Source organism: Levilactobacillus paucivorans, from assembly GCF_001437125.1.
GTDB lineage: Bacteria > Bacillota > Bacilli > Lactobacillales > Lactobacillaceae > Levilactobacillus > Levilactobacillus paucivorans.
On sequence record NZ_JQCA01000037.1, the window covers coordinates 1 to 13,139 of the forward strand.

Genomic DNA, 13,139 nt, shown 5'->3' on the forward strand with positions numbered 1-13,139 from the left:
TGTTGTTAGTAATCAAGAAATAATCTTGATTACCAACAACAGTTATTTTAGAACCAGAACTGAGCCGTAAATGCAGGTTTTTTATTAATTTTTCGTCACATGACTGTCCGATGCAATGACATGGCCATCGCGAACGACCTTATAGGCCCCCGCCTTGCCCGATGCCACGGTAAACGGTAAGGTGACCGAAGTATCCGCAGTAATTGTCATTTGCTTGTAGATTGTGCTGAACGAGTGGTCCTGATCCTTTAAGTAAATCTGAATCAAATTACTCTTGTTTGTCCCGCTAGATGCACCACTATCGTCACTGGTATCATCGCTATCGCCATCATCAAAAGGAATCTTGACATTCACGTTGAATTCATCAGTGACCGAGCTACTGTCGGTCTGTTCACCGCGTGACAGGGTCAACGTGATTTCGTCGCCCTCTTGAACCACAGCCCCTTCACCTGGCGACTGACGAATGACCTTGCCCTTGGCGACGTCATTGGAATAGGCGTACCGAAAGGCCAGATTCAAGTTGTGGTCTGTGGCGTAGCGCTGGGCTTGTGCCTTGGTCTTATTCGTCAGATCGGCCAACGTGACCGTTTCTGATCCCGTCGACACCGTAAAGGTCAGGTCCGTCTTGGACGGCACGACGCGTTTACCAGCGGCCACACTCTGCTGAATGATTCGGCCGGAAGGCACACTGGTCGAGTGCACGGACTCACGGTGAACCGTGAAGCCCATCGCCTCAAGCTTAGCCGCGGCGCTGGCATACGAATCGCCTTGATAATCCGCCAATTTGACGCGGCGCGGCCCGGTGCTAACCCAGAGATCCACCACCGTATTTTCCTTAAGCTGTGTCCCTGAGCGCGGTTCCGTCCGGGCAACGCGATTGATCCTCACTTTAGAACTCGTGGTTTTCCGGATCTTACCAACCTTTAAATGCGAAGACACCAGTGCCTGTCGCGCCAAGGATTCCTGCTGACCAACCACATTCGGTACGTTGGTCATCTTCGGCCGGAAAAGGGCCATCCCAATCAAGATACCCACGATGAGAAGGAAGATGGTTCCACCGGCCAACATGAATTTCCGCCGTCGTGGATGACGATCCTTATACTTCAAGCGTTTCTTCTTCGGCTCGTTTTCCGTCGCCGACGCATCGCTACCCTTGGCCGCAGCCTTCGCCGCTTCCGGGGTCACCACCACATGGGGAATCGGCATCTCCTTTAAAGCACTGATCGGCAAGACCTTGGTCTCACCATTATCATTGTTTTCTGGAATGAACCGGGCCTCATCCGCTCGTGTTGGAGACAATGCCGTCTTCAGGTCATCAGCCATGCTTTCAATATCGCTGTACCGGTCCGCAGGCCGTTTGGCCGTCGCTTGTAACACGACGTTCTCCAAGGCCTGTGGAATCCGGGGATCAATATCTCGAACAGAAGGAATCTCCGCTTGATAATGTTTTAAGGCAATCGATACCGCTGTTTCCCCTTCAAAGGGCACGGTACCGGTCAACATTTCATAAAGAATAATTCCGAGTGAATAGATGTCGGACTGCTTGGTCGCCATCCCCCCACGGGCCTGTTCTGGTGACAGGTAATGGACGGAACCCAACACCGTATTGGTCTGGGTCAAACTGTGCTCCGACAACGCCACCGCAATCCCAAAGTCGGTAATCTTAGCGATCTGATGATGATCGATCAGAATATTTTGGGGCTTCAGGTCACGGTGAATGATGTCATGATCATGTGCCGTCTTCACGGCCCTGAGAATCTGTTCCATGATCTGAATGACTTCCTGATAAGGAATCGGGAAGTGATCCTTGATGTAAGCCTTCAGATCGGTTCCCTCAACGTATTCCATGACTAGGTACTGCATGCCATTTTCTTCGCCAACATCGTAGACCTGAACAATGTTTTCTTGAACCAATTCCGTTGCCGCTAAGGCCTCACGTTGGAACCGCCGAATCGTACTCGGATCATCACGCAGATCCAGCCGAAGTAATTTGACTGACACATCACGATCTAAGATCAAATCGTGAGCCAGGTAAACGTTGGCCATGCCGCCCTCGCCCAAGGCACGGACGATGCGGTAACGACCGTTAAGCGTATATCCCGCACGCATCAGCTCACCTCCCCAGCCGACTTCGCCAGCAGGAGAACGGTAATATTATCCAATCCCCCGGCGTCGTTAGCCAGTTCAACCAGCCGGTCACACTTTTCGGTCACCGTTCGGTCACTCAGAAGCACTTCTTGAATCCGGTCATCATCCACCATGTTGGTGAGGCCATCCGTACAGAGTAACAGCTGGTCACCACCCACTAGTGGGTAGGTATTCAGGTCAAAGCGTGCGTCGTCCGAAATCCCTAATGAACGGATGATCACGTTCTTTTGGGGATGGTGGCGCGCGGCCTGACGACTAATTTCACCACGTTTAACCAGTTCATTTACCAGCGAGTGGTCCTCGGTAAGTTGCCGCAATAGGTTATCTCGTAGCAAGTAGGCCCGAGAATCCCCAATGTTCGCAATGACAACCTCTTCGTCATAGTAAAGTGCGGCCACCAGCGTGGTTCCCATCCCATTGAGATCGGCAAACTGATTCGATTTATCAATGATCGATTGGTTTTCGGCAGTGATTTCGGTGGTAATCCATCGGCGGGCCGCCGCTGGCGTTGGCAAGGTGGTCTGTTGAAACTCATGACCCAAGTGAGACACCGCCATGGCACTGGCCACATCGCCCCCCTGGTTTCCGCCGATACCATCGGCAATGATGGCCAGGTGTTGCTTGGCTTGATTCGTGAAAACATCCACGTAATCTTCATTATCGACACGTTGCTTCCCAATTGATGTTCGATAGGCCACTTCCATGACCGTCACCCCCTACTTCTTACGACGAAAGGCACTGACGAAGAACCCATCTGAATCATAGTCATCGGGGTAAATTGCCAGGGTGTCCGTCGTTCGGTCATCCTTAAGGTTTAATTTGGTGGTTACACGAAGGGCTTCGAAATCTGGGTGTTCGGCCAAGAATCTCTCGGCAACTTCGTTATTTTCTGTCTTTAAAATCGTGCAGGTACTGTAGACCAAAATCCCATCGGCCTTAAGCTTAGGAACTACAGCATCCAAAATACCTAATTGCACTTTTTGCAGTTGTTGGATGTCCTGCGGCGTCTTTTCGTAACGGATCTCAGGCTTCCGACGAATCAAGCCTAACCCGGAACATGGTGCATCAACTAGGATGCGATCAAACTTGCCATCCTTGAATTTGTCGTCCACCTTGCGGGCATCTAAGGCCATGGCGTCAACGCGATCGGCCACGTGCATCCGTTCGGCATTCCGTTCAATCACCTGGATCTTCTTTTCGTGAAGATCCAAGGCGGTCACTTTACCCCCAGAATGGGGATCGAGTAAGGCAGCAATCTGCGTCGTCTTGCCCCCAGGTGCGGCACAGGCGTCCAAGACTTGGTCACCGGGACGGACTTGTAAGGCTTCAACGGGTAACATGGCACTCTCGTCTTGAATCGTGACCTTACCATCTTCAAAGACCCGGCTCTCGCTTGCTGGATGATCATCCAAACGAAAGGCACCGGCAGCGACAACACTTGGCATCACTTCGTAGCCTTCGGATTCCAGGGACTGTTTAACGGCTTCTGGCGTGGTTACCAGTGGGTTGACTCGCACAGATTGGGCAGCCGGCTGGTTGATAGTTTCTAAGATGCTGATCGTCTTTTCTTCACCGACTTGTTCTTGCAGTGCGGTAATCAACCATTCCGGGACGGAATAGGTGATGCTAAGACGCTTCAGTGGATCCTTAATTTTGGAAACATCGGGCAAGCCCTGACGATCCATGGCATGTAAGACCCCGGTAACGAAGCGCCGAATCCCTTCATGACCCCGATCCTTAGCCAATTGAATAGCTTCGTTAAAGATCGCGCGCTTAGGCACCCGGTCCAAATAAATTTCTTGGTAGAGGGCAACTAACAGGGTCATCTTGACCCATGGTAAAACCTTTTGGTTGGGCTTTACGAAGCCTTCCAAATAGTATTCCAACGTCAATTGATGTTGAATCGTTCCGTAAACCAAGTTGGTTACGAAACGCCGATCGACATCACTGAGGTTGTGACTACTTAGGGTCTGTTCCAATTGTAAGTTTGAGTATGCCCCATTGGCAACTCGGGTCAGTGCTTCAACCGCTAACGCTCTGGGCGTTACATTTCTCGTCATTATTCAACCACCTGTTCGCCCACATTAAGGGCATCTTGAGTTCCGTTTAGAAAATCGGTAATACTTAGCTTTGGCTTGCCGGCCGGTTGGAGCGTTTCAATTGCGAGCACCCCGTGATCCCCGGTGGCGATAGCCAAGTGATGCTTGTCATGACTCACCAGCTGACCGGGCTTGAGGTCCGTCGTCTGGTCGAGCACCTTCACCTGCCACAACTTGGTCCGCACGCCATTGAGATAGACGTGGGCCGTTGGAAATGGCCGCAGGGCGCGAACCTTGCAGTCAATCAGGTGCGCACTCAGCGTGATATCCACGCGTTCTTCTTCCGGCTTAATCGTTGGCGAGAAGGTCACTTGACTCTCATCTTGCGGCACTGGCGTGATTTCATTTGCCAGTAGCTTCGGTAACGTGGCCAATAAGAGGTCGCGACCTAACAGGCTCAGTTTGTCAAACATACTGCCCACATCGTCTTGATCCGTGATGGGCATGGCTTCTTGGGCGATGACATCCCCGGCATCCATCTTCTTTTCCATGAACATGATGGACACCCCGGTCTCCTTGTCACCATTCATGATGGCATAATGTACGGGTGCACCCCCACGGTACTTGGGCAACAGTGAGGCATGGACATTAACTGCCGCCACCTTGGCTGCCTTCAGCAGCTTGGTTGGCAGAAATTGACCAAAGGCTGCCGTCACGATCAGGTCTGGGGCCAGTTCAATGGCCCGAGCCATCTCAGGACTCCCGGAGATCTTCTCGGGTTGTAAGACCTCGATGTTGTGGTCCACGGCCACCTGTTTGACGGGTGACGCCGTTAACACATGCTTCCGGCCGACACGCCGGTCTGGCTGAGTCACCACGGCCAGGACATCGTAGCCATGGTCAATCAAACTACTCAGGATCGGCGCAGAAAACTGCGGCGTTCCCATAAAAATAACTGAAGTCATTGGACACCATACTTTCCATAGTTAAGTTTCAATTTTATTTGGCTAATCGCCTACATAAAGGACATTGGTTCCGAATCGATCGTCACGGCTAACCCGTGCCTTGCTGGCACCTGAGCTGCCTGACGAATCTGTTCGAGCACCGCCCGTAATTTCGGCTCGTGTTTATATTTAATCACAACTTGATAATAATACTTCCGCTTGACCCGTGCAATCGCCTTGGGCGTGGGTCCGAGGATAATGGCTTGGGGACTGAGTCCTTGCTTTAAGGCCTCGACAATCTGAAACATTGCCTTGGCCGCCACCGCCTCTTCTTCATGACTGGCCGTCAGCTGAACCGCAAAGTAATATGGCGGATAACTGCCTTGATGCCGCATGTGCATCTCGGTCACGAAGAACCGTTCGTAATCCTGCTGCTGAGCCAACTGAATGGCGTAGTGGTCCGGATTAAACGTCTGGATATACACCTCACCCGGCTTGCTGGCCCGACCGGCTCGACCACTGACCTGCGTCAGCAGTTGGAAAGTCCGTTCGCTCGCCCGAAAGTCTGGTAAACCTAGCGCCGTATCGGCGTTCAGAACCCCGACCAACGTCACGTTGGGGAAGTCCAGACCCTTGGCAATCATTTGCGTTCCTAATAAGATATCTGCCTTGTGTTCGCCAAACTGCCGCAACAGACGTTCATGAGCGCCTTTCCGGCGGGTAGAATCGACATCCATTCGCAAGATCTTGGCGTCTGGCAAGCGCTGCTCTAGGGCTTGTTGGACCTTCTGGGTTCCGGTCCCATAGTAACGAATCTTCTTGCTGTGACAGTTGGGACACACATGCGGAATGGGCTCCTCGTGACCACAGTAGTGACACTTCATGCTATGGGTATCCATGTGCAACGTCAGCGAAATATCACAATTGGGACACTTCAACACGAACCCACAGTCCCGACACATGACAAATGACGAATAACCCCGCCGATTCAGCATTAAGACAATTTGCTCATGCCGATCCAACCGTTCTTGGATGGCCGTCATGAGTGGTTCCGAGAAGTCACTGTCCCCTTGTAGTTTCATCTGTTCGCGCATATCAACCACGTGAACCGTGGGCATCATGGCCTGCGTCTTCGCCCGTTTAGGTAGGACCAACCGCGTGTAGAGACCCTTGGCAGCCCGTGCACGCGTCTCTAAGGACGGTGTGGCACTTCCCAGCACGACCGGACAATGATTGTACTCACCGCGCCACAACGCCACGTCACGGGCATGATAGCGTGGATTTTCATCTTGTTTATAACTGCTTTCGTGTTCCTCATCCATGATGATAATGCCGAGATTCTCCACGGGCGCGAAGACAGCAGACCGGGCACCGACAACCACCGTTGCCTCGCCGCGATCGATCCGCCGCCATTCGTCATACTGCTCCCCCTTGGATAATCCACTATGCAGAACCGCCACCCGCTGGCCAAACCGGGCTTTCACCCGATTGACCATCTGGGGGGTCAAGGCAATTTCGGGCACCAACATGAGCGCTGTCCGTCCTTGATCCAAGGCTACGGCAATACTTTGCAGGTAGACTTCGGTCTTCCCACTCCCGGTGACCCCTTCAACCAAGAAATTTTCGGTCTGTTGCTCGTCAACAGCGGTGGTGATGGCACTGACTGCCACCTGTTGCTCCGCATTCAACTGCAGAGGCTTCGTTGGCGTAACCGGTTGATGGAACGGATCACGGTAGACCTCCAGTGTCGACCGGGTCAGCCACCCTTTCTCAGCAGCGGTCGTCATGACTGCCGCACTCACGTTGGCCTGTTTCCGGGCCTCACTCTGGGCAATCACCTTATCGGCCGGCATCTGAGCGAGAAAGGCTAAGAGATCTGCCTGCTTCGGGGCCCGTTGGCTAACGGCCTCCCGAATCTCGTTGAGTTTGGTTGGAGGCAAAGCCGGTGTAATCCCAGTCGTGGTCTTCGCCGTGGCCTGGTCCTTCACCTGGTAGACCACCTCAACCTCGCCCGCCCGCTGGAGTTTAAGTAGCCCCGCCACCGTTTCCTCATCGAGCTTGGTGGCATCGAAATCCCTGGGGGCACCCTCTGGAAAGTAGGTCGCCATTTCGGCGTCACTCAGCGTGGTCGTCGGGCGTACCTGACGTTTTGGTTGCGTCTTGAGTAAGTTAGGTAACATCGCTTGAATACAAGTAATTCGAAAGGCATAGGTCTTGGTCGCCAACCAATCCGCCAACTGGCGTAATTCGCTGTTGAGGACCGGGGCCAAATCAAGCACCGTTTCAATCGGCTTTAACTGACCATCAAAACTGGTGACATCACTGAGTCCCACGACCACCCCGTCTACCAGACGGTGACCACGGCCAAATGGCACAATTACCCGCATCCCCACCTGAACCTGATGCTCTAACTCAGCAGGGATCGCATAGGAGTATGGGTCATTGGTCTGCATTGTGGGTACATCTACTAAAATTTGGCCAATTTGGGCCATGGTTGTCACCTCACTTCGTTGCTAAAATTTTTGCTAATTGATCAACCAGTAGCGTCGCAATCTGAATTTTACTGGTCTTCGGCGTCTGCGTCTGTTCACCATTGGCGTCAATCAAGGTCACCTGATTGTCATCACTGTTGAACCCAATGTCGGTCCGTGAGACATCATTGGCGGCCAACAGGTCTAATGACTTGCTGTGTAGCTTGTGTTGCGCGTTAGCTAATAAATTCTGCGTTTCCGCAGCAAAACCCACGGTCACCTGGTGCGGCTGCTTTATCTTGGCCACTTCCGCCAGGATATCTGGGGTCTTTCTTAATTTTAAGATCAAGCCATCATTATCGGCACTCTTCTTAATCTTCTGGTCGGCCACGTCTAACGGCTGGAAATCAGCCACAGCGGCGGCCATGACGAGTGCATCGGCTTGTGGAAAACGATCTAAGACCGCCTGGGCGAGGTCACTTGTGCTCTGAATCGGCACAACCGTCACGCCGGCCGGCGGGGTCAACCGGGTGGGCGCCGTGATCAGGGTAACTGTTGCGCCTGCTTGTTGTGCGGCTTCAGCCACGGCATAACCCATCTTACCGGAAGAATCATTGGTTAGAAAGCGCACGGGATCGAGCCGTTCCCGGGTTCCCCCGGCAGTCACAATCACAGATTTACCCTGCAAGGATTGTTGCCCAAGAGGTGATAGTTCTTGGAGCTGACGGATAATCTCGGCGGGTTCTAAGAAACGTCCCGTACCCCTGTAGCCTTCGGCCAAGGCACCCGTCGCCGGGGTCAATACCGTCACGCCATCGGCAATTAACGTCTGCCGGTTGCGTTGGGTGGCTGGGGCCTGCCACATGTGCGTGTTCATGGCTGGGACAACCACTTTAGGGGCCGCTGTTGCCAACCAAGTGGCACTGGCAATATCATCGGCTAACCCATTGGCTAATTGGGCCATGAGATTGGCCGAGGCCGGAGCCGCAATGGCCAGATCCGTCCAGTCAGCTAATTCAATGTGGGGAATTTGCCCGTCCGCTCGCCACCACTGATCATCGGTCAGTACCGGTTGCTTGGTCAAAGCGGCAAAGGTTGCCGGCGTCACAAACTTAGCAGCCGCAGCCGTCAAAACAACGCGAACGGTTGCGCCGAGGCGTTGTAAGTCCCGAGCCAGGATCGCCGCCTTATAGGCGGCCACACTCCCGCTTACCGTTAACGTCACGTGTTTTCCTTCAAACATAGTAGCCCTCCCAATTTAACAGCAATTACTCAGCTTTCGTGATAAAAAAGGCCAGATCACCCAATGGCAACCTGGTCTTTCCTGAAATGCCCGTGTTAGGCGTTCAAATCCTTTTCGTCCGGATCAATCATTAGTGCGCCGGCTGCAATTTCTTCCAGGGCACGACCAATGGTTTTAGGCGACTTGTAATCGGTCAAGAGTGGCTTGGCACCGGCGTCCAACTCGTGGGCCCGCTTGCTAGCCAACATGATCAATGAGTAACGTGAATCAACTTGTGCCAATAAATCATCAACTGAGGGATAAAGTAGCATCTTCTATTCGTCTCCAATCATTTGTTCGTAATCCGGCATGACCCGGGTTACGCGTAACCGTTCACTGCGAATAATCATTTGAATCCGCTCAACTGCTTTGTTGACTTCGTCGTTAACCACGGCGTAGTCATAGTTGCGCATCATTTGAATTTCACCAACGGCCTTCTTGATCCGTTTATTAATAACGTCCATGGCGTCAGTTCCCCGACCAATCAGGCGATGCTTTAATTCCATTAAGTCTGGCGGTGTCAAGAACACAAAGACGGCATCGGGACAATTTGCCCGAACCTGCATGGCACCGTTGACTTCAATTTCCAAAAAGACATCCTTGCCTTGGTCAAGGGTCTCATTAACATATTTTAACGGGGTTCCATAGTAGTTGTCAACATACTTGGCATATTCCAGCATCTGACCCGTTCGAATATTTTCTTCGAACTCTTCTTTAGAAACAAAGTAATAGTCGACCCCATTGACTTCACCTTCGCGGGGTTGCCGCGTTGTCATCGAAATCGAATATGAAAAATCGGTTGCGCCGGTTTCAAAAAGAGCCTTGCGCACGGTTCCTTTACCTACTCCGGAAGGACCCGAGAGCACAATGAGCATTCCACGTTTAGCCATCGTTTAAAAATCCCTTCATCCAAAAAAATTTATTTAAGCGCCGGTCACCACCGAGTTGGTCTTACCTCACAACTCTGGCAGTCTCTGCTATTAATCTATAGGTAACTATATTACCACTATTTACCCTCGAATAGGTTGAATTCCACCCGAAAAGCCCGAAAAAGTCCCGATCACCGGTAATTTCGATTACCCGATAAAAAAGTCTTGCCTTTTCAAACGTATGTTCGTATAATAAAGACACAAACAAATGTTCGAGGTGATCAGCATGCAAAACTTAAATCTTAATCGCGCAGCCCTATCCGATCGGGTTGCCACGGCATACAAAGAATTATTTAGTTCTCGTCCCGTTGTTCAGGGACAAGTCGTTGACGCACAGATGCCAGAATCGCAACTGACCTATTTTATCCGTCAGGCGCTAGACCGGCATTACTTTGTTCGCTTACAGTTTAAGAGTTCAAACCCAGACATTGCCCCCGCAGTGGCTATGGGTCATTTGAAAGAAGACACCGCTGGTCACCTCGTCCTGAAGCAAGACCACCGGTTAACGACAATCGTTGCTCCCCGACTTTTGCGTTCAATCCAAAGATTCTAAAGCAAATAGCGTCCCCTAGACCATAGACTAGGAGGCGCTATTTTTTGACTAATTTAATGTTTCAGTGAACGTAACCAGGCACGGTTCCATTCCCAAAGGCTCAGGCTAATTCCAAAGATTGCCAGGCCAATAATCATAGCGGCCAGACTCTTCTGCTCATTTGTCTGTGGCAAGTAACGCTGCAGGCCAGGCTTAGCAGAACTCCCACTCTTAGGACCGTGGCTACTGCTCGTTGACGTTACACCGCCATTGGCAATCTTGCCAGAAGTCATTGAAGAGCTAGAACTGCTGATCGAGCTGACCTTGTTCGGCTTGCTTGAAGGTGTGGACGTGGAGCTGGAGCTTGAACTCGAGCCGGAGTTTGAGCTGGTACTTGAGCTACTGGTAGCGTCTGAACTCGAACCAGAGTTATGGTTTGAGTGTGAACTGGAAATAGAGCTGGAAGCACTGCTGTGACTAGAATCGGAACTGGAAGTAGAACTTGAGTCAGAACTGGAACTGGCGCTCGAAGTAGAGCTTGAGTCAGAACTGGAACTGATGCTCGAAGTGGAACTTGATTCAGAACTAGAACTGGTGCTCGAAGTGGAACTTGATTCAGAACTAGAACTTGAACTAGAACTTGAACTAGATGTCACTGGTTGATCCTTTTGAGCGACGTTCACAGCTGCTGTATCTGTACTGCTAATTGTAACGGGAACCCTTTCCTCATTGACCTCATATGCAGCGGGAGAGGACTTTTCAGCAAAGTAGTACGTCCCAGGGTTCAGTTTGTTAAAGGCGACCTGGCCTTTCTCATCAGTATCCGCGGCTTCACGAACAACAGTACCATCCTTTTCTTCCAGGTCATAGGTGGCACCTTTGACGACGGCACCAGTTACCGCATCAGTCTTAGTCAAAACCGCAGAATTGGGTGAATCCTTTTGACTTACGGTCGCTGCAGCTGCATCTGTATCCGTCCCTGTATCGCTAACCATCACAGGAACTAAAGCTGTATTGAGCTCGTAACCATCCGGTGCGGCCGTTTCGTGAAAGAAGTACTTTCCTGGACTCAGCTTAGTGAAGACAGCCTTACCATCGGCATCGGTGGTTACAGAATCACGGATAACCTTACCAGCCGCGTCTTGCAGTTCATATTTGGCACCCGGCAAAGCATCGCCGGTCATCGCATCAGTCTTGATCAAAGTGGCAGAACTAGGTGAATCTGTCTGGCTTTTAGTCACAACTTCTGTATCCGTATTACTAATCGTAAATGAAACAGGCTCATTGTTGATCTCGTATCCATCTGGTGCTTCTGTTTCAACGAAAGAATACTTTCCTGGGTTCAGTTTCGTGAAGACCACATGACCCTCTGCATCAGTGACCTTAGGATCACCGACAACATCACCAGCGTCATCTTTCAATTCATACTTGGCTCCTGGCAAGACCTTACCGGTTACGGCATCAGTCTTGGTTAAAGTAGCCGCATTGGGCGAATCCACTTGTGACAGCTCATGAATCTGGGGATCATCGTCGGCAGCAATCGTAAGTGGAATAGCTTTTTGGTCCAACAGATAGCCATCCGGCGCCTGCGTTTCAACAATGTGATAGGTTCCAACTTTCAATAAGGGATCATCTAAAACCCCATCATCACCTGTCTTTAGGCCCGATTGAACCGTCTTATAAGTCGTACCATCAGACTGCAACTGGTCGACACGATAGGTTGCGCCTGGTAAGAGTGCGGTCGTGTCCCCAAAAGCTGTTTTCGTCAGCTTAAATCCGGCAACGTAGTCACTACTCAGAACGGCTTCACCACCCCAATGAGCATTCTTAATTGAGTCAGCTTCGATCGGCCCTCCAGCATCTGAACCAGAGCCTGTCGACGCACTACCGGAATCTCCAGAGGTACTAGATAAATCAACCTGATTACTGAAAACACCGGTGGTCTGACCCGTAATCTGGCTAACATCAACTGTCGTCAGATAGGTCATGGAAATTTCACTCGTCACATTGTGAAAAACCATCTTCAAGTTCGATCCAGACACCGTAATGTCGGGCGTAACAGTATTACCATCCTTATCTGTAGCCCCAAGTGACCCATCAATATAGGTCTGCATCGGCCCGATGAGATCCTTTAAAGTAACCTCACCCATATCTTTGTTATTTGGATTAAAAACAATATTCCAGGTCACTTTAGTTGGCAAAAAGTTAACGTAATCGTTTTTATTGACCCAACCATTTTTATTAATGGTAAAAGTGGCACCACCTGTTGAGGCCTTTTCAACCCTACCCACGGCATTGAATTGGAGAGTCCCCGTCCGTCCGACATTTGACTGCTCCAATTTACTATTAAATTTAATTGTCCCAAAGTCTTCACCAGGGTTAATCGTCACATCCCCGACGACCGTTTTATTGGCATCGTCAGCATTCACGGCAAAGTAAGCCGGCGATGGTGACGCATTTGTTGGAACTGAAACTTTCGCTGTGTCACCATCCTTAACATTTACCCCGTTATCAATTGACCAGGTGTAGTTCAATTGATAATTTTGGCCAGTGTACAATTTATCGAAATCGGTCACCGGTGTATAAGTATTAGATCCAGTTTCTTCTTCAATCGAAGCTGGGGTATCCAACCCCTTCGTGCTAGTGGTAATATCCGCCGCATGTGCGGGCACTGCCATCCCCAGAAGTAGGATTACCCCCAGAACAATCCCCATTAATGTTATTTTTAAGCTCCGCCACATAATGTACACCCTCAACCATTTTATTAATATCACAATTATTAATGCTTATCATT

The 13,139-nt window shown here is 50.9% G+C and carries 10 protein-coding genes; 1 reads left to right on the forward strand and 9 read right to left on the reverse strand.

Annotated features, from left to right (window positions below; translation table 11 throughout):
- Nucleotides 1-84: 84 nt before the first annotated feature.
- The 8 genes from pknB to gmk all read right to left on the reverse strand — a co-directional run bounded on the left by pknB (nucleotide 85) and on the right by gmk (nucleotide 9,774).
- A complete protein-coding gene (gene pknB / locus IV54_RS02990; protein ID WP_057877914.1) occupies nucleotides 85-2,109 on the reverse strand; it encodes a Stk1 family PASTA domain-containing Ser/Thr kinase in 2,025 nt (674 codons plus the stop codon).
- Entirely contained in the window at nucleotides 2,109-2,852 is a 744-nt protein-coding gene (locus tag IV54_RS02995; RefSeq protein ID WP_057877915.1) for a Stp1/IreP family PP2C-type Ser/Thr phosphatase, read from the reverse strand. The genes pknB and IV54_RS02995 overlap by 1 nt, the downstream gene beginning before the upstream one ends.
- A gap of 12 nt (nucleotides 2,853-2,864) precedes the next feature.
- Nucleotides 2,865-4,208: a 16S rRNA (cytosine(967)-C(5))-methyltransferase RsmB gene (gene rsmB / locus IV54_RS03000; RefSeq protein ID WP_057877916.1), complete on the reverse strand. Its 1,344-nt coding sequence runs from the start codon at nucleotides 4,206-4,208 to the stop codon at nucleotides 2,865-2,867.
- Complete coding sequence (gene fmt / locus IV54_RS03005; RefSeq protein WP_057877917.1) at nucleotides 4,208-5,152, reverse strand: methionyl-tRNA formyltransferase; 945 nt, start codon at nucleotides 5,150-5,152, stop codon at nucleotides 4,208-4,210. Before fmt ends, rsmB begins: the two co-directional genes overlap by 1 nt.
- A gap of 50 nt (nucleotides 5,153-5,202) precedes the next feature.
- Entirely contained in the window at nucleotides 5,203-7,623 is a 2,421-nt protein-coding gene (gene priA / locus IV54_RS03010) for a primosomal protein N' (protein ID WP_057877918.1), read from the reverse strand.
- 10 nt (nucleotides 7,624-7,633) lie between these two features.
- Nucleotides 7,634-8,845, reverse strand: a complete 1,212-nt coding sequence (gene coaBC, locus IV54_RS03015) for a bifunctional phosphopantothenoylcysteine decarboxylase/phosphopantothenate--cysteine ligase CoaBC (RefSeq protein ID WP_057877919.1) — start codon at nucleotides 8,843-8,845, stop codon at nucleotides 7,634-7,636.
- 95 nt (nucleotides 8,846-8,940) lie between these two features.
- Entirely contained in the window at nucleotides 8,941-9,156 is a 216-nt protein-coding gene (gene rpoZ / locus IV54_RS03020) for a DNA-directed RNA polymerase subunit omega (RefSeq protein ID WP_020089007.1), read from the reverse strand.
- A gap of 3 nt (nucleotides 9,157-9,159) precedes the next feature.
- Nucleotides 9,160-9,774, reverse strand: a complete 615-nt coding sequence (gmk, locus tag IV54_RS03025) for a guanylate kinase (RefSeq protein WP_057877920.1) — start codon at nucleotides 9,772-9,774, stop codon at nucleotides 9,160-9,162.
- Nucleotides 9,775-10,039: 265 nt separating this feature from the next.
- On the opposite strand from gmk, the gene IV54_RS03030 reads away from it, so the two are divergent.
- Nucleotides 10,040-10,366 carry a hypothetical protein gene (locus tag IV54_RS03030; protein ID WP_057877921.1) on the forward strand — a complete coding sequence of 109 codons (327 nt, stop codon included), beginning with the start codon at nucleotides 10,040-10,042 and terminating at the stop codon, nucleotides 10,364-10,366.
- A 53-nt stretch (nucleotides 10,367-10,419) separates the two neighbouring features.
- Here IV54_RS03030 and IV54_RS03035 read toward each other — a convergent pair whose 3' ends face one another.
- Nucleotides 10,420-13,086 carry an MSCRAMM family protein gene (locus tag IV54_RS03035; protein ID WP_157054341.1) on the reverse strand — a complete coding sequence of 889 codons (2,667 nt, stop codon included), beginning with the start codon at nucleotides 13,084-13,086 and terminating at the stop codon, nucleotides 10,420-10,422.
- Nucleotides 13,087-13,139 lie beyond the last annotated feature (53 nt).

Bases quoted from the DNA above. Each gene is read 5' to 3' on its own strand.
- IV54_RS03030 (WP_057877921.1), top strand. From the start codon at position 10,040: ATGCAAAACTTAAATCTTAATCGCGCAGCCCTATCCGATCGGGTTGCC.
- IV54_RS02995 (WP_057877915.1), bottom strand. From the start codon at position 2,852: ATGGAAGTGGCCTATCGAACATCAATTGGGAAGCAACGTGTCGATAAT.
- gmk (WP_057877920.1), bottom strand. From the start codon at position 9,774: ATGGCTAAACGTGGAATGCTCATTGTGCTCTCGGGTCCTTCCGGAGTA.
- rsmB (WP_057877916.1), bottom strand. From the start codon at position 4,208: ATGACGAGAAATGTAACGCCCAGAGCGTTAGCGGTTGAAGCACTGACC.
- coaBC (WP_057877919.1), bottom strand. From the start codon at position 8,845: ATGTTTGAAGGAAAACACGTGACGTTAACGGTAAGCGGGAGTGTGGCC.
- rpoZ (WP_020089007.1), bottom strand. From the start codon at position 9,156: ATGCTACTTTATCCCTCAGTTGATGATTTATTGGCACAAGTTGATTCA.
- pknB (WP_057877914.1), bottom strand. From the start codon at position 2,109: ATGCGTGCGGGATATACGCTTAACGGTCGTTACCGCATCGTCCGTGCC.
- priA (WP_057877918.1), bottom strand. From the start codon at position 7,623: ATGGCCCAAATTGGCCAAATTTTAGTAGATGTACCCACAATGCAGACC.
- IV54_RS03035 (WP_157054341.1), bottom strand. From the start codon at position 13,086: ATGTGGCGGAGCTTAAAAATAACATTAATGGGGATTGTTCTGGGGGTA.
- fmt (WP_057877917.1), bottom strand. From the start codon at position 5,152: ATGACTTCAGTTATTTTTATGGGAACGCCGCAGTTTTCTGCGCCGATC.